General features: G+C 63.9%; 20 protein-coding genes. 7 read left to right on the forward strand and 13 right to left on the reverse strand.

Going from position 1 to position 23,196, the window contains the following annotated elements; translation table 11 throughout:
• Positions 1-9: 9 nt before the first annotated feature.
• The 5 genes from V5738_RS16750 (at position 10) to V5738_RS16770 (ending at position 5,761) form a co-directional block, all read left to right on the forward strand.
• Positions 10-1,482 carry an efflux transporter outer membrane subunit gene (locus V5738_RS16750; RefSeq protein ID WP_423824200.1) on the forward strand — a complete coding sequence of 491 codons (1,473 nt, stop codon included), beginning with the start codon at positions 10-12 and terminating at the stop codon, positions 1,480-1,482.
• 289 nt (positions 1,483-1,771) lie between these two features.
• Entirely contained in the window at positions 1,772-2,593 is an 822-nt protein-coding gene (gene dsbG / locus V5738_RS16755) for a thiol:disulfide interchange protein DsbG (protein ID WP_423821948.1), read from the forward strand.
• An 86-nt stretch (positions 2,594-2,679) separates the two neighbouring features.
• The gene (lnt, locus tag V5738_RS16760; RefSeq protein WP_423821949.1) at positions 2,680-4,194 is read left to right on the forward strand and encodes an apolipoprotein N-acyltransferase; all 1,515 of its coding nucleotides are present in this window, start codon (positions 2,680-2,682) and stop codon (positions 4,192-4,194) included.
• Between the two features lie 84 nt (positions 4,195-4,278).
• A complete protein-coding gene (locus V5738_RS16765; protein WP_423821950.1) occupies positions 4,279-5,442 on the forward strand; it encodes a Rieske 2Fe-2S domain-containing protein in 1,164 nt (387 codons plus the stop codon).
• 136 nt (positions 5,443-5,578) lie between these two features.
• Entirely contained in the window at positions 5,579-5,761 is a 183-nt protein-coding gene (locus V5738_RS16770) for a CsbD family protein (RefSeq protein ID WP_423821951.1), read from the forward strand.
• Positions 5,762-6,129: 368 nt separating this feature from the next.
• Here V5738_RS16770 and V5738_RS16775 read toward each other — a convergent pair whose 3' ends face one another.
• Complete coding sequence (locus tag V5738_RS16775; RefSeq protein ID WP_423821952.1) at positions 6,130-7,137, reverse strand: DMT family transporter; 1,008 nt, start codon at positions 7,135-7,137, stop codon at positions 6,130-6,132.
• 101 nt (positions 7,138-7,238) lie between these two features.
• Here V5738_RS16775 and V5738_RS16780 point away from each other — a divergent pair, with 101 nt between their 5' ends.
• Positions 7,239-8,147 (forward strand): LysR substrate-binding domain-containing protein, encoded by a 909-nt coding sequence (locus V5738_RS16780; protein WP_423821953.1) that lies wholly within the window; start codon positions 7,239-7,241, stop codon positions 8,145-8,147.
• Positions 8,148-8,160: 13 nt separating this feature from the next.
• On the opposite strand, the gene V5738_RS16785 is transcribed toward V5738_RS16780, so the two are convergent.
• The 11 genes from V5738_RS16785 to V5738_RS16835 form a co-directional block, all read right to left on the reverse strand.
• A complete protein-coding gene (locus tag V5738_RS16785) occupies positions 8,161-9,333 on the reverse strand; it encodes an acetyl-CoA C-acetyltransferase (protein WP_423821954.1) in 1,173 nt (390 codons plus the stop codon).
• The gene (locus V5738_RS16790; RefSeq protein ID WP_423821955.1) at positions 9,326-9,973 is read right to left on the reverse strand and encodes a CoA transferase subunit B; all 648 of its coding nucleotides are present in this window, start codon (positions 9,971-9,973) and stop codon (positions 9,326-9,328) included. Before V5738_RS16790 ends, V5738_RS16785 begins: the two co-directional genes overlap by 8 nt.
• On the reverse strand, positions 9,973-10,674 hold the full coding sequence (locus tag V5738_RS16795) for a CoA transferase subunit A (RefSeq protein ID WP_423821956.1): 702 nt from the start codon (positions 10,672-10,674) through the stop codon (positions 9,973-9,975). The genes V5738_RS16790 and V5738_RS16795 overlap by 1 nt, the downstream gene beginning before the upstream one ends.
• Before the next feature lie 30 nt (positions 10,675-10,704).
• Positions 10,705-11,637 (reverse strand): 3-keto-5-aminohexanoate cleavage protein, encoded by a 933-nt coding sequence (locus tag V5738_RS16800; protein ID WP_423821957.1) that lies wholly within the window; start codon positions 11,635-11,637, stop codon positions 10,705-10,707.
• 12 nt (positions 11,638-11,649) lie between these two features.
• On the reverse strand, positions 11,650-12,594 hold the full coding sequence (locus tag V5738_RS16805; RefSeq protein WP_423821958.1) for a 3-hydroxyacyl-CoA dehydrogenase: 945 nt from the start codon (positions 12,592-12,594) through the stop codon (positions 11,650-11,652).
• A gap of 10 nt (positions 12,595-12,604) precedes the next feature.
• Positions 12,605-13,387, reverse strand: a complete 783-nt coding sequence (locus V5738_RS16810) for an SDR family oxidoreductase (RefSeq protein ID WP_423821959.1) — start codon at positions 13,385-13,387, stop codon at positions 12,605-12,607.
• Positions 13,388-13,429: 42 nt separating this feature from the next.
• Positions 13,430-15,472 (reverse strand): ABC transporter permease, encoded by a 2,043-nt coding sequence (locus V5738_RS16815; protein WP_423821960.1) that lies wholly within the window; start codon positions 15,470-15,472, stop codon positions 13,430-13,432.
• An 11-nt stretch (positions 15,473-15,483) separates the two neighbouring features.
• Positions 15,484-17,073 carry a sugar ABC transporter ATP-binding protein gene (locus tag V5738_RS16820; protein WP_423821961.1) on the reverse strand — a complete coding sequence of 530 codons (1,590 nt, stop codon included), beginning with the start codon at positions 17,071-17,073 and terminating at the stop codon, positions 15,484-15,486.
• A 69-nt stretch (positions 17,074-17,142) separates the two neighbouring features.
• On the reverse strand, positions 17,143-18,282 hold the full coding sequence (locus tag V5738_RS16825; protein ID WP_423821963.1) for a sugar ABC transporter substrate-binding protein: 1,140 nt from the start codon (positions 18,280-18,282) through the stop codon (positions 17,143-17,145).
• Between the two features lie 83 nt (positions 18,283-18,365).
• Positions 18,366-19,409, reverse strand: coding sequence for a LacI family DNA-binding transcriptional regulator (locus V5738_RS16830; RefSeq protein ID WP_423821964.1), 1,044 nt, complete (start codon positions 19,407-19,409; stop codon positions 18,366-18,368).
• Between the two features lie 24 nt (positions 19,410-19,433).
• Positions 19,434-20,306 (reverse strand): SMP-30/gluconolactonase/LRE family protein, encoded by an 873-nt coding sequence (locus V5738_RS16835; RefSeq protein WP_423821965.1) that lies wholly within the window; start codon positions 20,304-20,306, stop codon positions 19,434-19,436.
• A gap of 177 nt (positions 20,307-20,483) precedes the next feature.
• On the opposite strand from V5738_RS16835, the gene V5738_RS16840 reads away from it, so the two are divergent.
• Complete coding sequence (locus V5738_RS16840; RefSeq protein WP_423821966.1) at positions 20,484-21,938, forward strand: aminoacyl-histidine dipeptidase; 1,455 nt, start codon at positions 20,484-20,486, stop codon at positions 21,936-21,938.
• 465 nt (positions 21,939-22,403) lie between these two features.
• Here the strand turns inward: V5738_RS16840 and V5738_RS16845 are convergent, their stop codons facing one another.
• A complete protein-coding gene (locus V5738_RS16845; RefSeq protein ID WP_423821967.1) occupies positions 22,404-22,895 on the reverse strand; it encodes a hypothetical protein in 492 nt (163 codons plus the stop codon).
• Between the last annotated feature and the right edge of the window lie 301 nt (positions 22,896-23,196).

A 23,196-nucleotide genomic window follows, 5' to 3' on the forward strand; every position in this document is an offset into this window, starting at 1 on the left:
ATGGGCGGGCTGCGATATCTGCTGGTCGGGGCGCTGTTCGGCCTCGCCGGCTGCGTGAATCTGGCCCCCGACTATCAACAGCCGGCACCGGTCACGCCGACGCTGTGGCCGAGTGTCGGCCCCAACCCGGCCCCGGAGCCGGTCGCAGCCCCGGATGTCGCCGATCTGGGCTGGCGGGATTTCTTGGTCGACGACCGGTTGCGCCGGACCGTGGCCACCGCCCTGGCCCACAACCGCAACCTGCGGATCGCGGCCCTGGATATCGAAGCTGCCCGGGCCCAGTACCGCGACAACCGGGCCGAGCTGTTTCCGTCGATCGATGCCTCGAGCAGTGCCACGTTTTCGCGCGCCGGCCGCACCACGGCCGGCGGCAACGACACCAGCAGCGGCAACGTAGTCAACGGCAGATCGGTGTCCAAGAGCCTGTCGGCCGAGCTCGGCTTTGCCAGTTATGAACTCGATTTCTTCGGTCGACTGCGCAACCAGAAACAAGCCGCCTTTGATGCCCTGCTGTCTTCAGCGGCAGCGCGCCGCTCGACCCAGATCAGCCTGATCGGCCAGGTGGCCAGCGATTGGCTGACCCTGGCCGCCGACAAGGAACGTCTGGCGATCGCTCAAGAGACCCTGGCCAACCAGCGACAGAATTTGAAACTGGTACGTGCCCGGCACGACTACGGGGTGGCCTCTGGCTCGGACGTGGCCGATGCCCGTTCGGCGGTCGAATCAGCCCGGGTCGATGTCGCCAGCTATACCACCCTGGTGGCTCAGGATCGCAATGCCTTGAACCTGGTCGCCGGCACCAGCGTGGCCACGGCCGATCTGCCGGGCGCCCAGGTGCCTGCGGCCCCGGTGATCGACGATCTGCCGGCCGGCATTCCGTCCCAAGTCCTGACCAACCGGCCGGACGTGATTTCAGCCGAATACACGCTGCGCGGCGACTATGCCTCGATCGGCGCGGCACGCGCGGCGTTTTTCCCAACGATCAGCCTGACTGCGGCCACCGGCTGGGCGACCTCGGGCCTGTCCGGGCTGTTCGCCGACGACAATCGATCCTGGAGCTTCACCCCGCAGATCGACCAGCCGATCTTCGACGGCGGCTCGCGCCTGGCCCAGCTCGATCTGGCCCATGTCCAGCGCCATATTGATCTCGCCGACTACGAACAGACCATCCAGACCGCATTCCGCGAGGTCGCCGATGCCCTGGCTACGCGCGCGACCATCAACGAACAGGTCGCCGCCCAGCAGGCGCTTGTAGCGGCCAGCAGCCGGGCCTATCGACTGTCGTTGGCACGCTACCGGGCCGGCACCGCCAGCTTTCTGGATACGCTGGTCGAGCAGCGCACGCTGTACAACGCTCGGCTCAACGAGGTCGGGCGCCGTTTGGCGCGCCAGACCAATCTGGTCACTTTGTACAAAGTCTTGGGCGGCGGCGGCCTGGCCCAAAGCACCGCGGCTGCCGCCCCCGAACCGGGGCCATCGTGATCGCCGGCCTACAATGGCGGCTTTGCAGGCCGATGCGGTCCTGCCCAGCCGCGCTTCCGCGCGCCGCCGAACCACTACGAGGCACCGCGCCGTTCGGCCAGGCGCGATCGCGCATGCCTCGCCCAGGCTATTCGCCAAAGCGAACTGCCGCTAGTACATTGCGGGCCGGTGTTAACGCCGATTCACCACGAACTACGTTATGTTCGATGGTTCGAACCGTTGCCGAATATCAATGCGACCCGGCAATCGTGCATATCGATCGGGTCACTGTGTTGCTCAGGAGTCTTGCATGACGTTTACCGTCTTTCGTCGCCGTGTCCTTGCCGCCAGCCTGGCGACCTCGATACTGCTGGGCGCAGCCGGCGCGGCCGCCGCCGAGTCGACCTCGGCGCCGAAAACCAAAGACCTGCCGCCGGTACTCCAGGAAGCCGTCAAGGCCGGCCAGTTCAAGGTCACCAAGCAGTTCGATACCGATGCCCCGGGTATCACCGGCTACGTGGTCGAACAGAACGGCCAGCATCGTATCGTTTACGGCGACGAGGGCTATCTGATCATGGGTCGGCTGATCTCGCCCGACGGCGACAATCTGTCCGCCCAATATACCGACCAGTACGTGCCCAAGCCGGATGTCAGCAAAGTGGTCGATCAACTCGAGTCGGACGAGCATCTAGTCCAGCAAGGACCGGACGATGCGCCGGTACTATATGTGTTCGCCGACCCGAACTGTATCTATTGCCATCGCTTCTATCAGCAGGTCAAACCGATGGTCGACGCCGGCCAGCTGCAGATCCAGTGGGTGATGGTCGGCTTTCTCAAAGAGTCCAGCATGGGCCGGGCGGCCGCGATCCTGAGCGCCGACGAGCCAGCCAAGGCCCTAGTCGAAAACGAAAACGGCTTCGAGGAAGATAGCGAGAACGGCGGCATCGAGCCGCTCGATTCGCCCTCGAAAAAACTCCAGGACGTGATCGACCAGCACTATAAACAGATGGCGGCCGCCGGCGGCAGCGGCACGCCGACCGTGCTCTACCAAAAACAAGACGATCAATGGGCTGCCCGCGTAGGCATGCCGCCCAAGCAATGGCTCAAGCAATATATCGACAACCATAGCTGATCACCCAACCGGGCCGGTCGGCTTTTTGATTTCTCGACACGCGGTCGGCGCATGCCGGCCGCTGGCTTGTACCGCGGTTTTCCATCGTGCCCAACCCTATTCGACGTCTTAGCCTGCACGGCGGCTGGATCGCGCCCAGTTTGGCCGTGCTGGCCGGGATCGCCTCGGTCGCAGCGTTCGCGCCCTTCGGCGCATTCTGGGTCCTGCCGCTGACTTTGGCCGCCCTGTTCCGGCTGGCCGACCAGACCGCCCCGCGACGCGCCGCGCTACTCGGCCTGGCTTATGGTATCGGCCAGTTCGCCGCCGGTACCTACTGGATCCTGATCGCCCTGTCCGGCGTTGGCGGTGCGCCGCTGCCGCTGGCCGTGGCGTTGCTGGTCGGCCTGATCGTGCTGCTGTCGACATTCATTGCGTCAATCTTGGCGTTGACGGCCCGTGTCGCACCGCAGCCGGGGGCGCTGCGCTATCTGGTCTGGCTGCCGGCCCTCTGGTGCCTGGCCGAATGGCTGCGCGGCTGGGTGTTTTCCGGCTTTCCCTGGTTGTCGATCGGCTATTCCCAGATCGATTCGCCCTTGGTTGGCCTGGCGCCGATCCTGGGTGTATTCGGTGTGAGCTGGGCGGTCGCGCTGTCGGCCGGCCTGCTGGCTTGGCTGAGCACATCGCCGCGGCGTGCTCCGATCGCGCTGGCAGGCTTGGCCGTCGTCTGGGCAGGCGCCTACGGGCTCGGCCGGATCGACTGGACACATCCGATCGGCCGACCGCTGTCGGTCACGCTGGCCCAGGGTGACGTCGCTCAGCAGGCCAAATGGTCGCCCGATGCCGTGCAGCGGGCGGTTCATCGCTATTCGAGCCTGACCCGGGGCCATTGGCGCTCGGATTTGGTGATCTGGCCGGAAACCGCGATTCCGAACTATTATCGCGCCGTCAAACCGGCGCTCGACGATCTCGGCGAACAGCTCGCTGCCCACGACACTACGCTGATTACCGGGCTGTTGCGCGCCAGCCCCGATGGTCAGCAGATCTATAACAGCGTGGTCGCGGTCGGCGCCGGCAGCGGTTTGTATGCCAAGCGCCATTTGGTGCCCTTTGGCGAATATTTTCCGGTGCCGGAGGTGATTCGACGCTGGATGGCCCAATCGGGGATGCCGTATTCGGATTTCACGGCGGGCGCGCTCGACCAGAAACCGATCGTGGCCGGCGACGTGGCCCTGGGCATTTCGATCTGCTACGAAGACATCTTCGGCGGCCTGATCGCTCGCGACGTCCCGCCGGCCAACGTGCTGGTCAACGTCTCCGACGATGCCTGGTTCGGGCGCTCGATCGGCCCGGACCAGCATTTCGAGATCGCCCGCATGCGCGCCGCCGAGACCGGGCGCTATTTGCTGCGCGCGGACAACAGCGCGGTCACCGGTATCGTCGGGCCCGACGGTAGCATCGAAAAACGCGCCCCCGATTTCGAACAGACCATAGTGACCGGCGAAATCCATGCCTACGACGGCCTAACGCCCTTTGTCCGCTGGGGCAATGGCGGCGTGGCCGGGCTGGCGATGTTGGTGCTCGTGGCCGCCGGCATGGCCGGACAGCGCCGTTCGTCGCGATAATGAGGATTCCCGACTGTAGCAACGGCACAAATCCTGCTAAAACAAGGCAAGTCCCACTTCTTGTAAAGGCCAGGAGGTTCTATTATGTCCTCGGTTTCCTTGCCCACTGTCGATCGCCGCGCTGACCGTGGCCTGGCAGCGCCGCTTCCCCACGATATCCGCAAGACCGGCATCGACCCGGACTACTGGTATCCGCTCGCGCGCTCGCGCGATGTACCGCGCGCCGGCACCAAGGGTGTTGCCTTCGCCGGCGAGCCGATCGTGCTCGCCCGCACCGATAAAGGCGAGATCTTTGCCCTAGAAGACCGCTGTGCGCATCGCCAGGTGCCGTTGTCGCTGGGCGAGGTTCGCGGTGAGCGCCTGCTCTGCGGCTACCACTGCTGGGCTTACAACACCGCGGGCGCCTGTATCAACGTCCCCTATCTGGACAAGAACAAATCGCTGCCCAACGGCGTGAAGAGCTATCCCTGCGTCGAGGCCTACGGGCTGATCTTCGTGTTCCCGGGCAACGTGCACTCGCCCAATATCGAGGCGTTCCCACGTATCCCGTCCTGGGGCAAGTCCGAATACAAAACCCGCTATCTGGATCGTCGCATCGACTGTCACTACAGTTTTATGCACGAAAACCTGATGGACATGAACCATCAGTTCTTGCATCGCAGCTTGATGGGCAGCATCAACCCGACTGCACTGGCGATTCGCGAAGGCGATGGCTGGGTCGAAGTGGACTACACCTTCCATCGCGCCCGCGGCAAGCAGCCGATCGGCGAGAAATTCATGCTCGGCCGCCGTGCCAAGACCCCGGATGCCAAAGCCGAAGCCCGTGAGGATAAGGACATCATGACCATCCGTACGGGCTACCCCTACCAGACGCTGCAATTCTGGACCGCCGGCTCGAGCGAACCAGCGCTGGATCTGTGGAATGCCTATGTGCCGATCGACGCCGAACAGCGAAAAAACCATACCTTTGGCCTGATGATGGTGAAAAAACCGGGCATCCCCGGCGCCATTCATCTGCTCTGGCCGTTCATCGTGGCCTTTACCAACGGCATCTTCGGCCAGGACGAAGACATCGTCGAAGCCGAACAACGCGCCTTCGATGCCCAGGGCGAGGATCTGAACAACGAAATCTTTCCGATCATCCAGAAACTGCGCCACCTGCTGGTGACGCAGGGCGTGCCGCTGCCGGAACCGCTCGCGACGCCGGCACCGGTCCAGCTCGGTACTTCTACCGATGGCCTGCGCTGAGCAGGGGCGCTAGCGTCAATTAAGCGGGCTTGAACCGCCCGCCGGGTCGCAAGACCAATATCTCGCCTCGCGGCCACGCCGCAGGCACTTCGAAGCTCTCCCCCCGAGCTTCACACTGGAACCGGAGGGTTCTTACATGGTTGACGAAGATCGCAAACAAGGTACGGCCGACAAGATCAAAGGCACCGTCAAGGAGCAGGTCGGCAAACTGACTGGCGACGAAGAAAAGGAAGCCGAGGGCAAAGCCCAAAAAAACAAGGGCAAAGCGCAAGACACGCTCGGCAAAGGCAAGGACAAGGCCCGCGACACGCTCGACTGATCAGTCGAGGAGCGGGCCTCTTCGAGTAGGCCACTAGGCCGCTTTCAACAGCCCGCTCGAGAGCCGGAGCTTCGCTCCGGCTTTTTTTTGAGGCGCCGTGGCCACCCCGCGGTACGCAACCCTTCTTGCTGCCCGAAGGCGAGTCCACGCCAGGGCTGTTGGGCTACAAGCCGAGGCGCTTTGCGTACAGCGCAGTTGCGCGACGTCAATGAGCAGCAACGCTGGGCTGCGGCCTGAATCGCGTCGGCCCACATTACGCGCCTCGATCATGGCACGCCCAGAACCAGAACCGGCGGCTTGTGCCTCGCCAGCCACGATTTAGGGCAGCAACGCAGCGCTCGCACGACCCCGCACTACGCCCCAGCGGCTCATGACGCCGACATCGAAGCCCCGCGGCCACGTAGCGCGGCATGGCGCGCACGGGGTACGCGGGCCGCACCCGGCGAGCCACCGCCGGTCGCACAGACACCGGCTACCGCGATCATCAGCATACCGCCGATGGCCCAAAGATCCGGCACGTGGGAAAACAGCAGCAGACTCCACAGCGCCGAAAACACCAGATAGCTATAGTCGCCGGCGGCCACCAGAGGCGCGGGCGCCATCTGGTAGGCACGCGCCATCGCCGCACTAGCCACGACCGCAATCACCGCCAGCGCCACGACGATCGGCGCGACTTCAGCCAGCGCCGGGATCGACAGCGTATGCCACCCAGTCGCTACGAACGGGGCGCTTTCCTGCCAGCTCGCCGGCAACGAAACCACCGACGTACCGAGCAATCCCAGTAAGCCGGCGAACAGAAATACCATATGTACGCCGAGCGCCATCAGTAAGGGCGACTCCTCACGACAATGCGAGGCAGTCAGCATCGCCGCCAACGCATAGAACACCGCCCCGACCAACGGCAATATCAGCATCGGCGAAAAAGCCGATGTGCCTGGCCGCAGGAGCACCAGCACGCCCACGAAACCCAAGGCTACGGCACCGATTTCCCCCCGGCCGAGCCGCCGTCCGGGCGCCAACGCCGACATCACCGTAATCAACACCGGCGCACTGTACAGGGCCGCCGAGACGCTCGGCAGGCTCAACTGGGTCAGGGCGAGATAAACCAGAATCCACATCGCCACCAGCAATACACTGCGTAGGCCGAGCCAGCCCAGATTCTTCGTACGCCGGGCCAGCGGCGCGCGCCGGGTGAGCAACAGCACCCACAGCAGCGGCAGCGCCACTACGGAACGAATGAATATCAGCTGCCACACGCTGACCGTATGCGAAACGATCTTGACCAAACCATCGCCCAAGGCCAGAACAACGGCCGCCAGCACGATGTAGCCGAGCCCGCCAGCGGCCGGCGACGCCCACCAAGACATACGATCCATGACATGATCCGGCTGTAGAGAATGAGCGGATGCTGGCCCAGCCGGCGTTTCGCGTCACGCGATGAATCGATCGCTTCGCATAATCTCAGGTAATGACAGATATGAGCCGACTGCGTCGCACCCTACCGCCTCTGGCGAGCCTGCTGCCATTCGAAGCGGCCGCTCGCCGCCAGAGCTTTACTGCAGCCGCTGCGGAACTGCATCTCACCCAAGCGGCCGTGAGCCGACAGATCCGGGCACTGGAACAGGATCTGGGCGTCAGCCTGTTCACGCGTCAGCATCGTTCGGTGGCCCTGACCGATGCCGGCGCCGAACTCGCCAGGGCGATCGGCAACGGCCTGGAAACCATCGCCGCCACCGCAGAACGGCTACGATCGCGCCGCGACAACGACGACGTCGTGCTGCTGACCGAAATCTATATGTCGATGTACTGGCTGATCCCGCGGCTGCCAGCGTTCCACGACAGCCATCCGCAGATCCGTCTGCGGGTGAATGCCTCGACCCAGCCACTGACCTATGCCGAAGAATCCTTCGATCTCGCCCTGCAATGCGGCACGCGCCCGGCCGGCGTGCTGGCCCCGGTATTTTCCGTACCCGACGAAGTGTTTCCGGTGTGCAGCCCGGCCGTGGCGGCTGCCGGCAGCCTGAGCGCAGCGGATCTGGCCGACTATCCGATCCTGCATTGCCGCGACGATCCCCAGGACGGCTGGCTGACCTGGGGCGAATGGCTGTCCGCGGTCGGCCTGCCCGGCCCGGCACCCGAGGGCAGCGTGTTCGACAACTATCCCGTTGTCCTGCAGGCCGCCGTGATGGGTCAGGGTATCGGGCTCGGCTGGGGGCGCGGGCTCGAGCACCTGCTGGCGACCGGCCAACTGGTGCGTCCGATGCCGGACTATCTGACCCTGCCGCGTGGCCTGTCGGTCTATGCGGCGCCGGGGCGCGCCGACGATGCACACACGGCAACCGTCATCGACTGGCTGGCCGATACCCTGGCCGCGAACCCGACCTGAGCCAGCGCATGCCCTACCGTTCGATCGCGATCGCGATGCCTTGGCCGCCGCCGATACAGAGCGTGGCGATGCCGCGATGCGCCTCGCGAGCCGCCATGGCATGCACCAGCGTCACCAGCACCCGAGCGCCCGAGGCACCGATCGGATGGCCGAGCGCGATCGCCCCGCCGTTGACGTTCACCCGCGCCGCATCCCAGCCGAGTTCGCCGCCGACCGCCAGCGCCTGGGCGGCAAAGGCTTCATTGGCCTCGATCAGATCGACATCGGACAGCTGCCAACCGGTACGTTCCAGACAACGACGCACGGCATGCACCGGGCCAATGCCCATATAGGCCGGATCGACGCCGGCGCTGGCCAGCCCGGCCACGCGGGCAAGCACCGGCCGGCCTTCGGCTGCGGCCGCGTCGGCGTCCATGAGCACGAGGGCTGCCGCACCGTCGTTGAGCGCGGAGGCATTGCCGGCCGTGACCGTACCCTCGCGATCGAAGGCCGGTTTGAGTCCCGCCAGCGACTCGGCTGTGGTATCGGCCCGCGGCTGTTCGTCGCGATCGACGACGATCGGCTCTCCGCGTCGTTGCGGCACCGCGATCGAGGCCAGTTCAGCGTCGAAGGCCCCCGTTTCGATCGCAGCCGCCGCCCGCCGATGCGACTCGGCAGCGAACGCATCCTGGGCTGTGCGATCGATGGCATAGCGTTGGGCCAGATTCTCGGCCGTCACGCCCATGTGATAGTCGTTGAAGGCATCCCACAGACCGTCGGAGACCATGCTGTCGATGAGTTCGGCATGGCCCATGCGCAAGCCGGCACGGGCCTTGGGCAGTACATAGGCGGCCCGACTCATGCTTTCCATGCCGCCGGCCACGATCGTGGTCGCATCGCCGGTCCGGATCGCCTGCACGGCCGCGTGTACGCTCGCCAGCCCCGAACCACAGACTTTGTCGATCGCGGTGGCCGGCACAGTGTCCGGCAGGCCGGCGGCCATCGCAGCCTGGCGGGCGGTGTTCTGGCCACAGCCGGCGCGCAGTACATGGCCCATGAATACTTCGTCGACGCTGGCCGGATCGAGACCAGCGCAGACATCGCGGATCACCGCCGCCCCTAGATCGACCGCCGACAGCGGCGCGAGCGCCCCCTGGAAACGGCCGATCGGCGTGCGCGTCGCGGCCACGATCGCGACATTAGGCATGGGAGGCCTCGCAGTGATCGAGCAAGGGGCAGCCGGTGGCTGCCTGGATTTCGCCGAAGGTCACCCCAGGCGCCATTTCGACCACAGCGATGCCTTGGTCGGTGATATCCATCACGCCAAGATCGGTAATGATGCGATTGACCACCCCCACGCCGGTCAGCGGCAGCGTGCATTCGGATAAGATTTTGGGCTCGCCCTTGGCGGTATGCGCCATCAGCACGACCACGCGTTTGACGCCGGCCACCAGGTCCATGGCCCCGCCCATGCCCTTGACCATCTTGCCCGGGATCATCCAGTTGGCCAGATCGCCAGTAGCCGAGACCTGCATGGCGCCAAGAATCGCCAGGTCCACATGCCCGCCGCGGATCATGGCGAACGACTCGGCGTTGTCGAAGAAGCTGCTGCCGGGCAGCGCAGTAACGGTCTGCTTGCCGGCGTTGATCAGATCCGGGTCGATGGTGTCCTCGGTCGGAAACGGGCCGATGCCGAGCAGGCCGTTTTCCGATTGCAGCCAGACATCCAGCCCGTCCGGAATATAATTGGCGACCAGCGTAGGCTGGCCGATACCGAGATTGACGTAGAAGCCATCCTCGAGCTCGTCGGCCGCACGGGCGGCCATGTCTTCGCGGGTCCAGGGCATCAGGCGGCCTCCCTCACGGTGCGTTTTTCGATACGTTTTTCGGGTGTGGCATTGACCACGATGCGATCGACGTAGATACCCGGCAGGTGAATATCGTCAGGCTCGATCTCGCCGGCGGCCACGATCCGTTCGACCTCGACCACGCAGACTCGCCCGGCGGTCGCCGCCAGCGGATTGAAATTGCGGGCAGTCTTGGCAAAACGCAGATTGCCGATCGTGTCGGCGACTTCGGCCTTAACGAGTGCGACGTCGACGGGTAAGCCCCGTTCCATGACGTAATGGTGACCGTCGAACTCGCGGGTTTCCTTGCCCTCGGCGATCTGGGTGCCATAGGCGGTGCGGGTATAGAACGCCGCAATCCCGGCGCCGCCGGCTCGCAGGCGCTCGGCTAGCGTGCCCTGCGGCGCGAATTCCAGCTCCAGCTCGCCAGACAGATACTGGCGCTCGAATTCCTTGTTCTCGCCGACATAGGACGAGATCATTTTCTTGATCTGGCGCGATTCCAGCAGCAGCCCGAGGCCGAAGCCATCCACGCCCGCGTTATTGCTGGCGACCGTCAGATCGCGCTTGCCGGTATCGCGCAGGGCCGCGATCAGGGCTTCGGGAATGCCGCACAGCCCGAAGCCGCCAACCGCCAGCGTCATACCATCGGCGACCAGCCCGTCGAGCGCGGCCGCCGCCGAGGCGTATTCCTTGTTCATATCTGCTCCGATGCGTTATCTGGTTTCGGTCTAGAAGTTGACCTGGTCGCCGCCCTTCAGGCCCAGCCTTTCTCGGGCTTCGTCGGGGGTCGCCACGCGCAGGCCCAGGGCCTCGATGACGGTGCGGATACGCTTGACCTGGTCGGCGTTGGAAGCGGCCAGCTGGCCCGGGCCATCCCAGAGCGAATCTTCGAGTCCGACGCGGACGTTCGAGCCCATCGCCACCGACATCGCGCCCAGGTTCATCTGATTGCGCCCGGCGCCCAGTACCGACCAGCGATAGCCGTCGCCGAACAGACGATCAGCCGTGCGTTTCATATGCATGAAGTCTTCAGGATGGCCGGCAATGCCACCCCGCAGCCCGAATACCGACTGGATGAACAGCGGTGTCTTGAGCAGGCCGCGATCCAGGAAATGGGCGGCCGTATACAGATGATTGATGTCGTAGCACTCGAGCTCGAAACGGGTGTCGTTGGCCCCGCAGGCTTCCAGAATGTGGGCGATGTCGCGGAAGGTGTTCTTGAAGATCCGGTCGTCGCTCTCGGCCAGGTACGGATATTCCCAGTCGTGTTCGAACGTCTTGAACCGGTTCAGCATTTCGTAAAGCCCGAAATTCATCGAGCCCATATTCAGCGAGGCCAGCTCGGGGGCGAAATGATGCGCTGGGCCCATGCGTTCCTCGACCGGCATGGTCGGTGCGCCGCCGGTGGTGAGATTGATCACGACATCGCTTTGGGCCTTGATGTCCGGCAGGAACTGATCGAACAGGGCCGTATCCTGGCTCGGCTTACCGGTCTCCGGGTCGCGAGCGTGCAGATGCACGATCGCCGCCCCAGCCTCGGCTGCGCCGAGCGCGGCGTCACGGATCTGGGCTGGGGTGACCGGCAGATGCGGCGACATCGACGGCGTATGAATGGCGCCGGTGACGGCACAGGTGATGATGACGGGTTGAGGCTTAGCCATTGTCTTACTCCCTCAATTTTCAGGATCGGTGTTGTCCATGTCGCGCTTGTGGGCGGCCAGCGCCATCAGGCGCCGATCACGCCATGCCTGACGCTCGGCAAGCTCGGTTGCCGGCAGCCGTTCGCGACGGGCATGTTCGAGTTCGGCAATGGCGGACTCGCTCCAGTCGGGCGCTTGAGCCTGGCTTTCGGCCATACCGGCATACAGGGGTCCGTAGCGCGCGGCATAGTCGGCGATACCGCCGGGCGCGTTCAGATCGATGGTTTCCAACGGGCCCATGAACGACCAGCGCAGGCCGAGACCGTGCTTGACCGTGTTGTCGAGATCATCGGCACTCACGTAGCCACCGCCGACCAAGCGCATGGCTTCGTTGAGCATCGCGCCCTGCAGGCGGTTGAGTACGAAGCCGGTGATTTCCTGATGTACCGTGATCGGCACCTGTCCGGCGGCCTCGATCAAGGCCCGGGCGCGCTCGACCACGGCCGGATCGGTCGCTGGCGCCGGCACCAGCTCGACCAGGGGAATCAGATAGGGCGGATTGACCGGATGCGCGACCAGACAGCGCTCCGGGTGTGCGAGCCCGGCCGCGAAATCCGAGGCCAGGATGCCCGACGTCGAACTGGCCAGGATCGTGTCCGGTGTACTCGCTGCTTCAAGCTCAGCGAACAGGGCCTGCTTGGCCGGGAGTATCTCCGGACCGCATTCTTGAACATAGCTGGCCCCGGCCAGGGCTGCGCCCAGTTCGGATTCGTAACGTATCTGCGTTGTAAAACCGGCGTTCTGGACCAGTCCGGCCGTCACCAGATCGTAGACCGATGCCTCGATTGTCTCGCCTGCCTTGGCCAGCGCATCGGCGGATACATCGGTCAATGCGACATCGAATCCGGCGCGGGCGAACACGATCGCCCAGGCACGCCCGATGAGTCCGGCGCCAACCACGGCAACGTGATGACTCATGACCGCCTCCCTAGAGGGTCTCGACGTTGCCGCAGACGCTCAGCGCCTGGCCGGACACATTGCGGCCGGCTTCGCTGCACAGAAACACCACCATGTAGGCAATGTCTTCCGGCCCGACCATGCGCCGCAGCGAGATTTTCTCCAGGTACTGGGCTTCCATCGCCTCGTACGACAGGCCGAGCGCCTTGGCACGGGCCGCGATCACGCCTTCCATGCGCGGCCCGCGTACGATACCGGGCAGGATAGCGTTGACCCGGACTCCGCTCGGGCCCAGCTCCTTGGCCAGGCTCTCGGTCAGGCCGATGATCGCCCACTTGGTGGCTGAATACGGGGTGCGCTGGGCATAGCCGAACCGGCCGGCCACCGACGACATATTGATCAGCACGCCTTCGGACTCGCGCAGTAGGGGCGCAGCGTAGTGGGCGCAGTAGAACTGGCCATTGAGGTTCACATCGACCGTGTTGCGCCAGCTGTCTGGGGCGATTTCGTCGATCGGCCCCGTGTCGCCGGCGATGCCGGCGTTGTTGAGCACCACGTCGACGCCCCCCCATTCGCGGTGGACGGCGTCCACGCAAGCGGCCACTTCTTCCTCGCTGCGCACGTCGGCGAGCGTGGCGCGCGCCTCCGGGTGGGTATCGGTGAATTCGGCGATCGCCTCCTCGGAGACATCACAGATCCAGACCCGAGCCTCGCGGGCGATCAACGCATCGGCGATCGCCCGACCGATGCCCGTTGCCCCGGCGGTAATCAGCACCCGCAGGCCGGGCTGTGGCTGAAATACGTCTTGATTCATTATTCGCTCCTCACGAACTCGTTCTTTGTTCTTGAAAATCGCTCAGGCGCGCTCGCGCAGAGCCAGTACCGCGGCCAAGACCACGCAGCCGTAAACAATGCTTTTCACCGAATCGGAGAGCATGGTCCCGGCCAACAGGGTGTCGAGCGCGGTCAGCGCTAAGGCCCCGCCCAAGATGCCCAGATAATGGCCGCGCCCGCCGGTGATCAACGTGCCGCCGACCACCACCACCGCGATCGAGGACAGCAGATAAGGATCGCCCATACCGTTGAAGGCCTGACCGTTGAAGCCGGTCAGCAATACCCCGGCCAGGGCCGCGCACAGCCCACTGACGGTATAGGCAGCGATCAGCGTACGACCGACCGAGACACCGGACAGCCGGGCCACACTTTCACTGTTGCCCACGGCATAGATCTGGCGACCGAAGGTGGTGCGGGTCAGCAGCAACGTCGCGGCCGCCACGAAAGCGATCAGAAACCAGATGACCGGAGTCACGCCGAGGAATTCGCCGGTCATGAAGGTCTGCAGGAACGGCGCGGTCCAGCCCTGGGGCGCACCGCCGGTCAGCACCAGGGCAAAGCCTTGCAGCAGCCCGTTCATGGCGAGCGTGACCACGATCGGCGAGATGCCGAGAATCGCTACGCCGACGCCGTTCAAGAGCCCGGCTAGACTGCCAAAGATCAATACCGCAGGAATTCCCCAGAGCGCGATCTCGTTCGATCCGTGCACGATCTGGGTCAGCAGGATGCCGCTGGCAGCGATGTTCCAGGGCAGCGACAGATCGAGCCCGCCGGTCAGAATCACCAGCCCCTGGCCGAGACCGAGGATGGCCAGGAACGATGTCAGTACCAGCAGCGAATCGACATAGCCGAACACCCCGGCGCGATGGGCGAACATCACGAACGTAATTGCCAAAAGGCCCGCGAACAGCACGTAGGCCGGCATCACGAAGCGCAGCTGATCGCCATGGCGGGTCCACAGATCGGCCAGCGAAAACGACTGCCGCTCGGCCGCGACGTGGCCGCCGAAATCGTTCGGCAGTGCCGTATCGGCCCGCGAACGGCGTAGCGGCCGCGTGCCCCGCCAGTACCGTCCGATCTTGAGCGTGCTGTAGCGCAGATAGCCCATAGCCTGGGAATCGCTAGACAGAGTCGTGGCCAGCACCGCCAGCAACAGAATCACCGATTCGGCGACCGTTGTGTAATACGGCGACACATTGAGCACGAGCAGCACGTTGGCCGTCATCTGGATTACGTAAGCGCCGAGCACACTGCCGAGCGCCCCGCCGCGACCACCGCCGAGCAACGTGCCGCCGAGCACCACGGCAGTGAACAGCTGCAGCAGCATCGGGGCGCCGATATGCGGGTCGCCCGAGCCGGTCTGGGCACTGATGAACACGCCGGCCGCGGCATACATCACACCGGCCAGCACAAACGTCCAGAACCGCGCCCAGCGTTCGTTGATGCCGGTGGACTGGGCCGCCGAGGCATCACTGCCGATGGCATAGATCGACAACCCCAGCCGCGAATGCTTAATCAGCCACCACACGCCGAGCATGGCCAGTACAACCACGATCGGGGTCGGCAGGACACCGGTGATCGTGTCGCCGCTCAACAGGCTGATGAAACCGCCCGGGATCGAGCCGCCTGGCTGGCTCATCACCAGCAGCGTGATGCCCTGGACGATGAACATGGTCGCCAGCGTGACCACGATCGCCGGCAGGCGCAGGAAACCTACGAACAGACCGTTGACCGCGCCGACCAGGCCGCCGATACCGAGTGCGAGGATCGGGAACAGCACCTGCCCCATCGGGGTATCGGGCATGTAGGCGGCCAGGAACACGTTGGTCAGCGAAACCACCGCAGCCGCCGATAGATCGAAGCCGCCGGACAGAATGACCAGCGTTTCGCCAATCGCAGCGATCGCTAGCGGCGCGCCGCCGGCCGACAGAAAGCTCAGATCGAAATAAGTCAGACCGCCGCGCGACAGAGTCTGCAGCAACACAGAGACGACCACGAAGGCGCCAACCGCGATCAACAGGCCACGATGGCGGGCGATATTCAGATTAGGCAGGGTTGCAGACATGATTGGCCCCGTTAGACGAACGCCGCAGCGCGCTGGGCGACCGCGTGGCCGGCGTCACGGCCGCCTGCGGCGGACTCCGGCTCGGCCTCGGTATCGATCTGGCCGAGTTCGGCTTCGAGCAAGGCCTGTTCGGTGATGGCCTCGCCGGCCAATTCGCGTACGACGCGGCCGCGATAGAGCACGATCACACGATGGGCCACGTTGACCAGTTCGGCGGTGTCGGTGGAATGGAACAGCACACCGCCGCCGTTCTCGGCAAAGCGGTGCATGCGTTCGAAGATCTCCAGCTTGGTGCCGACGTCGATACCGCGGGTGGGGTCGAACATCAGCATCAGCTGCGACTGGGTCAGCAGCCATTTGGCGAGCACGATCTTCTGCTGGTTGCCGCCACTGAACGCACTGCAGCGGGTATATAGCGCGCGCGGGTCGACCTGGACCTGATCGAGCACGGCACGCACGGCCTGGGTCTCGCGGCGCTTGTCGAGCCAGCCGAAGCGAGCGAAGCGATCGAGCAGCGGCAGCGAGGCATTCTCGACCCCGTTCATGGGCAGCAGCAGCCCTTCGGTCTTGCGATCCTCCGGCAGATAACTGATGCCGATGCCCGAGCGGATCGCATCACGCGGCGAGGCGAACTCGACCTCCCGGCCCTCGACCGCCATCGTGCCGCGGCTTGCCCGGTCCAGCCCAAACAGGCTGCCGTAGAGCGCGCTCTGGCCCATGCCCTGTAGCGCGGCCACGCCCACCACTTCGCCGCGACGGATATCCAGGTCGACATCGACCAACCGCTCGCCGACGGTCAGCCCGCGGGTGGACAGCAGCACCGGGGCATCCGCCGTCGGGGCGGCGATCTTGGGCGGATAGGACTGGGTCATCGCCCGGCCGAGCATCAGCTCGACGATATCGCCGTCGCTGTAGTCCGCGACCGCACCGCTGCCGACACAGCGCCCATCGCGATATACCGATAACGCCTGGCAGAAACTGCGCACTTCCTGCATGCGATGAGTGATGAAGATCATGGTCACGCCGTCGGCACGCAGCCGGGCGACCAGCCCTTCTAGCCAGTCGACGTTGCGCCCGGACAGCGCCGAGGTCGGCTCGTCGAGCAATAGGATGCGCGGCTCGCGAATCACGGCCTTGGCGATCTCCAGCTTCTGGCGGGTCGGCAGATCCAGATCACGCACTTCAGCCCGGGGGTCGATATCGCCGAGGTCGAGCCGCTCGAGTTCGGTCACGGCCTTGCGCTTGGCGCTGCGCGAGCGCAGCAATCCCAAGGCATTGGCCGGGGTGTAAGGCAAGAGCAGATTCTGGGTAACGGTCAGATCCGGCACCAGCGTCAGCTCCTGGAAGGCGGTCTGAATGCCGTGACGATGGGCATCGCGCGGCGAACGAAGGCGTACCTCGTCGCCAAATACGCGAATATCGCCGCTATCGGGCGTGACCAGGCCGCTGAGCACTTTGACCGTGGTCGATTTGCCGGCGCCGTTTTCGCCCAGCAGGGCATGTACCTGACCGGCCGGTACCGCCAGCGAAGCTTCGTTAAGCGCCACAGTCGGGCCATAGCGCTTGACGATAGCGCTGAGTTCGATCGCCATGTCCGTCATGACAACCTCCACAAAACTAGGAATTCCGGGAGGTCCGGCAGCGCCAAAGGCTGCCGGACCGGGCGAACCTTACTGGCGGGGTTCCGGCTTGGCGTTGAGCGCGGCCTGGAAACCGACTTCGGGCGTATCCTTGCTGTAAATGTCGGAAAACCAGCCCGGCGGCACGCGACTCGGATCGAACACGTTGCAGCCGTCTGCCAGTTCTTTATAGGAACCGGTCTTGCAAAGCTTGACTTGGTCGGTAGTGGCCAACGGCAGCGGCAGCTTGATGTTGTGCGGCAGGCTCTTCTTCTGTCCCTCCAGCTTGGCCAGAGCCAACTTGAGTGCCAATGCGCCGGAATAGATCGGCGAGCCATAGGAAATGCTCTTTAAACCGACCGGCTTGTAGGTATCGCTTTCGCCCTTGACCGTGCCGGCTGCCAGCATCTGCACGCGATGACCATTCGAGGCCTCACCGGCACAGGGGCGCAGTTTGTCTTCGGCAATACCGGCTTCGATCTGCATCGAGGTCCCGGTATAGCAGCCAACCTGCATCCATAGACCGTCGATGTTGTCCCAGCCATGGGTGGCGACCACCTGCGACAACGCCTTGCGGGCCACCGCCTGCGACCACATGCCGTTGGGCTTGGCGATCACGTTGAGTTTCGGGTATTTCTTGAACACCTTCATCGCCGCTTCGGTGCGGGCCTTATCGACCGACGTGCCCGGCACGCCGGTGACCATTACGACATTGCCTTTGTGATCGAGCGAATCGGCCAGCCACTGGGCGGTCTTGGTGCCGGCTTCATGCTGGTCGATAGTCACGTTGTGGGCACAGGACTCGGTGATCTCGGAATCGTAAGCCATGACCACTACGCCACGATTACAGGCATTACGCACCACGGCGTTGAGGGCGTTCGGCGAGATCGGATAGACGATGATCGCATCGGCCCCGGCCTGGACCATGCCGTTGATCTGCTGGATCTGTTTCTGGGCGTTGGTACCGGCCACCTGGACATGGAAATCCACCTTGTCCGAGTAGTATTTGGACATGGCGGTGACCATGTTCTTGGCCTCGCTCTGCCAGTCGTTGCCGATATAACTCATGCTCAGATAGACCTTGTATGTCTTGTCTGCTGCCTGAGCATGGCTCGATATCGCCGCCGATCCCAGCACGAGCGCCAGTAGCGCAACGCCTAGCGACACACGTCTCGTCTTAAATATTGTCATGTCATCTCCTCCATGGATCTCTCGTTTCTTATTTAGGGTAATCGCTTACCCTTACAGCTAAATTTTTTTATAGCTGTCCTGCGTCAGGCTGACGAACGAATCGTCAAGGTATGGGCCAATACGGTCCGCGCTGGCACATCACTGCCTCCGTCTAGCAGCCGACTCATCACTTCGCTGACCTGCTGGCCCAGCTCTTCTAAAGGCACGTGCACCGTACTCAGCCACGGCGCCAACCATTCGTTGAGCGGGTTATCGTCGAAACCGAAAATGGCGATGTCTTCGGGCACCGCGAAATCAAGTTCCTGGCAGCGCCGATGCAGTCCATAGGCGATCGGGTCGTTGCCACAGAACACCGCCCGCGGCGCCCGGCCCTGGTCGAACAGGCGCTGCGACTGTCGATAGCCGGATTCGATGGTCAGGTCGCATTCCACGACACAGTCCTCGGCCAACGCCACACCGGCTGCAGCTATGGCATCGCGAAAACCCTCGAAACGCTCGCGACTGGCCGATGAACTCCACGGCCCATGCAAGGCCGCACAGTCGCTATAACCGCGTTCGAGGAAATAGCGCCCCACGTCGTGTCCAGCCGCATAGTTATCGATCCCGATAAACGGGCTGTGGCCCTCGACCGGGCATTTCCGGTTCACGAAAACCACCGGCGGTCCATCCTTAAGAAGCCGTTCCAAACCCGGCGTGCGAACCGCCCCCAGCAGCACCACGCCGGATACCAGATGCGAACGCATCTCTTCGATATAGGCATCCTGCGACACGGGATCCTCACGCGTGTTGCACAGCGTCATGGCGTTGCCGGTGGCGCTGATACCACGTTGTACTGCGTCGGCAATGCTGGCGTAGAAGGCATTGCGGTTATCCGGGGTCAGCAGCGCGATCACTGCCGAACGCATTTTGCTGAGCGACCGGCCGGCTTGAACCGGGCGATAACGCAGCTCATCGACCGCAGCCTGGACCCGGCGCGCGGTCTCTTCGGAGGCCTTGTTCGGTACCCCGTTGAGAATACGCGACACGGTGGCCGTGGATACGCCCGCAGTCCGCGCCACATCGCCGATGGTCGGCGAACCGCTCGTACGCGTGCTGCTGCGGCGGCGCTTGCTGGACGTATCCGACACTTTATTCGATCTCCTTGGGCGGGCTCAGCCGGCGAAGCGATGCTCGGGTAACCCCTGCACGCCTAGCCCGTGTACCGCGAATACCCCGCCGTTGCGCGGATCGGTCGATTTTTTCCCCCGAACCGGCTGATGGCCCATGCTGGTTACGAACAGCGTATCGAGATTTTCGCCGCCAAACATTACGCTGGTGATGTTCTGGATCGGGAAATCAATCGAGCGATCGAGACGGCCATCTGGCGCATAGCGGTTGAGCTTGGCGCCATACACCTGCGCGCTCCAGACGAAACCTTCGGCATCCACAGTCGCCCCATCGGGCACGCCGAGCGATTCATCCTCGACCGGCACGAACACTCGCTTGTTCGCGACCGTACCGGCATCGATGTCGTAATCGTAGGCATAGATCGCCTGCCAGGTATCGGCGAAATAGAAGGTCTTGTCGTCTGGGCTCCAGCAAGGGCCGTTCGAGACCACGATGCCGTCATCGAGCTTGTGACAGGACAGATCGGCATCCAGCCGGTACAACCCGGAACTGCCGCTTTTTTCATCGTAATCCATACAACCGGCGATCATGCGCCCGCGCCGATCGACCTTGCCGTCGTTGAAGCGGGTGCCCGGATTGTCCGCTTCGGGATCGGTGATGAACTCGCATTCACCGGTCTCGAAATCCAAAAAATGGAAACCGGTCTGCAGTGCGACCAGGCCGCCCCCCTGTTCGCGCAGTGCCAGCGAACCGATATTGGCCGGCACCGACCAGCTTTCGACCTCGCTGCCATCGGCCTGGCAGCGATTGACGGTATTGCCCAGACTGTCGATCCAGTACAGGCGCTGCTCTTGGGTATCCCAGAGTGGGCCCTCGCCAAGCGTGTTTCCGGCATCCACCAGAAATTCGAATTGCATATCTCCTCCTTTATCGCAGCGGCTTTTGGGGTAACCGCTTACCCTGAACCATAGCGGAATCCGGCCCCCTGTCGATCATCCATAGGTCGAAGCTCGGCCTAGTCGAGGCATGGCCTCAAGCGCTTCGATTGCCTATGCTTTGCCGCTGTCGTACTGATCAACGGGGAATCAGATACCGTGAACGCGCACCTCGAGCAACTCGAACCAACGCTGCTCTGGCAGCATTTTCGTACCTTCTGCGATACGCCGCGGCCGTCGTGGCATGAAGACGCCATTCTGGCCAAGATCGAGGCCTGGGCCGATCAGCGCGGCCTCACCCATGAACGGGACGAGGCCAACAACCTGCTGATTCGAAAGCCCGCTTCGCCGGGCTGCGAGAACGCCCCGGGGGTCGTGCTGCAGGGCCATGTGGATATGGTCGCCGAGGCCGATGCCGGTGTGGATCACGATTTCCAGAAGGATCCGATCGAGACCTTCACCGAAGACGGCTGGCTCAAAGCCCACGGCACGACACTCGGTGCCGACAACGGCATCGGCGCCGCCGCCGCGCTCGCGATTCTGGACGAAACCGATCTCAAACACGGCCCAATCGAAGTCCTGCTGACGATCGCCGAGGAGGTCTCGTTGGTCGGCGCGGCCAATCTGGCACCGAACTGGCTATCGGGCCAGCTGCTGCTCAATCTGGATACCGAGGAAGAAGGGGAGGTCACCATCGGCTGTGCCGGTGGCGCCAACGTCACCACCGAGACCGAGTTGGCCGAGCATCCGTTGGAAGGCAATCTCACGGTATTTAGGGTCGGGGTGCACGGACTGACCGGCGGCCACTCCGGCATGGATATCGATACCGGTCGCGCCAGCGCCAATCGGTTACTGGCCCGGGTGCTATATCGACTGCTGCCACACGGCCTGCGGCTGGTCGACTACGACGGCGGGCGCATGGATAACGCCATCACCCGGGCGGCCTGGGCGACCGTGGCGATCCCGGATGCCGATTTCGATGACGCCACTGCCGAGCTGGTCGAGCTCGAAGCCATCTTCAAAAAAGAGCTGGCCGGCGTCGATAGCGAGGTCACGATCGGCCAGGAACGGGCCGAGGCGGATTCCGCCCTGTCCAAAGCCGATAGCAAGCGCCTGATCGGCCTGCTCTATACCCTGCCGTTCGGCATCGAGCGCATGAGTGTGGCGGCTCCCGGCGTAGTCGAGACTTCCAATAATATCGGCGTGATCCAGATCGCCGACGGCGTGTTCACCGCCCAACTCATGGTGCGCTCACTCGTGGACTCAGCCCGGGATTCGCTGGTCGAACGTATCGCCACAATGTTCGAGCTGGCCGGCTTTCCGGTAACCCGTCAACGCGGCTACCCGGGCTGGGCACCGAACCCGAAATCCGATCTGTTGGCGCGTTTTATCGACGTACACGCCCAGGTGGCCGGCGCCAAGCCGGAAGTCAAAGTGATCCACGCCGGCCTGGAATGTGGCCTGATCGGCGCGAAGTATCCGAAAATGCAAATGATTTCTTTCGGACCGACGATACGCGGCGCGCACTCGCCCACCGAGCGGGTCGATCTGCAGGCGGTCGATAACTTCTATCGGGTACTGCGAGCAAGCATCGCTGATCTGGCCGAGCGGTGACAGGGTTAGGCCGCTGATCACCGCCCTAGGGCATGTCGTACATGAGATCCCCCCAGCCGCGCCCCTGAGGCGGCAAGAAGACATCGTGGCGAGGCCCGGCTACGTGAGCGAACGATAACGCCGAATGGCCACCTCAGGGGTATGGGCGCTTGCGGGTGATGCCTGCCCACCGCGCCAGGCGGCGTTACCGTGGGGCCCGCCATGCTCGGCGGCCTACGCCTTGCCCGACACGATGGGCGGACGTCATGCGGTGGCGTCTCTTATGACGACACGCCCGAGGGGCTGTCGAAGCGTCGTGCGAGTCTGCGTCAAACGCTGCCAAGGCATAGCGAGCATGGCTGGCGCGCACCACGGCAAGGGACGACGCGGCTGAGCCGCTACGTTACAGCGCCTGTCTATTCGGGCCGCCCATGCCAATGAACCATGGGGCGGCGAGGCGGCGCGGGCACGCCCTGGCCTTTGGGCCTAAGGCGCCGTAACCCGCACCATACGGGTTGCCTCTGCTGAGCCGGCGGCCGGGCCATAGAGCATCCAGCGCAACGCCAGGGTATGGCGCTCGATCCGGCTTAGACGATCACGGCTGGCGACGAACAACGCCTGCTCTTCGTGGCTCATGGCCTCTTCGCTGGCGCGCATGAGCGCCACCAGCCGACGCCGAAGCGACAGCCGTTCGGCACGCGGCAGCGGGCGAGCCAGACAGTCTCTAAGCTGTTGCCAGGCCCCCGGCCCGGCAACAGCGGTCTCGGCATCATCGTGTTCGCCCAGATAATTCCGTAGACAACGCTCGCGCGGTATGTGGACCCGGGCGACATAATCGATATAGACATCGACCCACGCCCGCAGCCGCCGGACCGCGTCGGGCCGTGCCCTAAGATAGCGGCCGAGCTCGTGGCTGATTTGTTCGAGCACGTGGCGCATACGCCGGTGATCGGCGGCCAGACTGTCCAGAATATCCATGTCTGTAATGCCTTCAGATCAAAACTCTGATTCGCGTTTGAGAATCGCGCACCTGACCGCCGGCCTATTTGATATGGATCAAGCGATACCGGCCCACTGGACGCAGCGGCGCTTTCAATACGCACCATGATTCAAGCCTGGTCGAGTCGGGCGCGATGCGCGGCCGGGCCCGACCTTAAGCGTTGGGCTGCACTTCGACCCGCGCCTAGACAAGCCAGCTTTGCGCGTTGTGCGACCGGCGCGAACACGGCGTCTAACGCTATTTGCGGTCTTGATATGCTCGACCGGTCAATGCATCGCA

This window comes from Salinisphaera sp. SPP-AMP-43 (assembly GCF_049568105.1).
Lineage (GTDB): Bacteria > Pseudomonadota > Gammaproteobacteria > Nevskiales > Salinisphaeraceae > Salinisphaera.

Excerpts from the sequence above, each read along its gene's own strand:
- V5738_RS16785 (WP_423821954.1), bottom strand. The coding sequence starts at position 9,333 with ATGCCTAATGTCGCGATCGTGGCCGCGACGCGCACGCCGATCGGCCGT.
- dsbG (WP_423821948.1), top strand. The coding sequence starts at position 1,772 with ATGACGTTTACCGTCTTTCGTCGCCGTGTCCTTGCCGCCAGCCTGGCG.
- V5738_RS16780 (WP_423821953.1), top strand. The coding sequence starts at position 7,239 with ATGAGCCGACTGCGTCGCACCCTACCGCCTCTGGCGAGCCTGCTGCCA.
- V5738_RS16845 (WP_423821967.1), bottom strand. The coding sequence starts at position 22,895 with ATGGATATTCTGGACAGTCTGGCCGCCGATCACCGGCGTATGCGCCAC.
- V5738_RS16825 (WP_423821963.1), bottom strand. The coding sequence starts at position 18,282 with ATGACAATATTTAAGACGAGACGTGTGTCGCTAGGCGTTGCGCTACTG.
- V5738_RS16835 (WP_423821965.1), bottom strand. The coding sequence starts at position 20,306 with ATGCAATTCGAATTTCTGGTGGATGCCGGAAACACGCTTGGCGAGGGC.
- V5738_RS16805 (WP_423821958.1), bottom strand. The coding sequence starts at position 12,594 with ATGAGTCATCACGTTGCCGTGGTTGGCGCCGGACTCATCGGGCGTGCC.
- V5738_RS16770 (WP_423821951.1), top strand. The coding sequence starts at position 5,579 with ATGGTTGACGAAGATCGCAAACAAGGTACGGCCGACAAGATCAAAGGC.
- V5738_RS16775 (WP_423821952.1), bottom strand. The coding sequence starts at position 7,137 with ATGGATCGTATGTCTTGGTGGGCGTCGCCGGCCGCTGGCGGGCTCGGC.
- V5738_RS16810 (WP_423821959.1), bottom strand. The coding sequence starts at position 13,387 with ATGAATCAAGACGTATTTCAGCCACAGCCCGGCCTGCGGGTGCTGATT.
- V5738_RS16800 (WP_423821957.1), bottom strand. The coding sequence starts at position 11,637 with ATGGCTAAGCCTCAACCCGTCATCATCACCTGTGCCGTCACCGGCGCC.
- V5738_RS16795 (WP_423821956.1), bottom strand. The coding sequence starts at position 10,674 with ATGAACAAGGAATACGCCTCGGCGGCGGCCGCGCTCGACGGGCTGGTC.
- V5738_RS16790 (WP_423821955.1), bottom strand. The coding sequence starts at position 9,973 with ATGCCCTGGACCCGCGAAGACATGGCCGCCCGTGCGGCCGACGAGCTC.
- V5738_RS16820 (WP_423821961.1), bottom strand. The coding sequence starts at position 17,073 with ATGACGGACATGGCGATCGAACTCAGCGCTATCGTCAAGCGCTATGGC.
- V5738_RS16765 (WP_423821950.1), top strand. The coding sequence starts at position 4,279 with ATGTCCTCGGTTTCCTTGCCCACTGTCGATCGCCGCGCTGACCGTGGC.
- V5738_RS16815 (WP_423821960.1), bottom strand. The coding sequence starts at position 15,472 with ATGTCTGCAACCCTGCCTAATCTGAATATCGCCCGCCATCGTGGCCTG.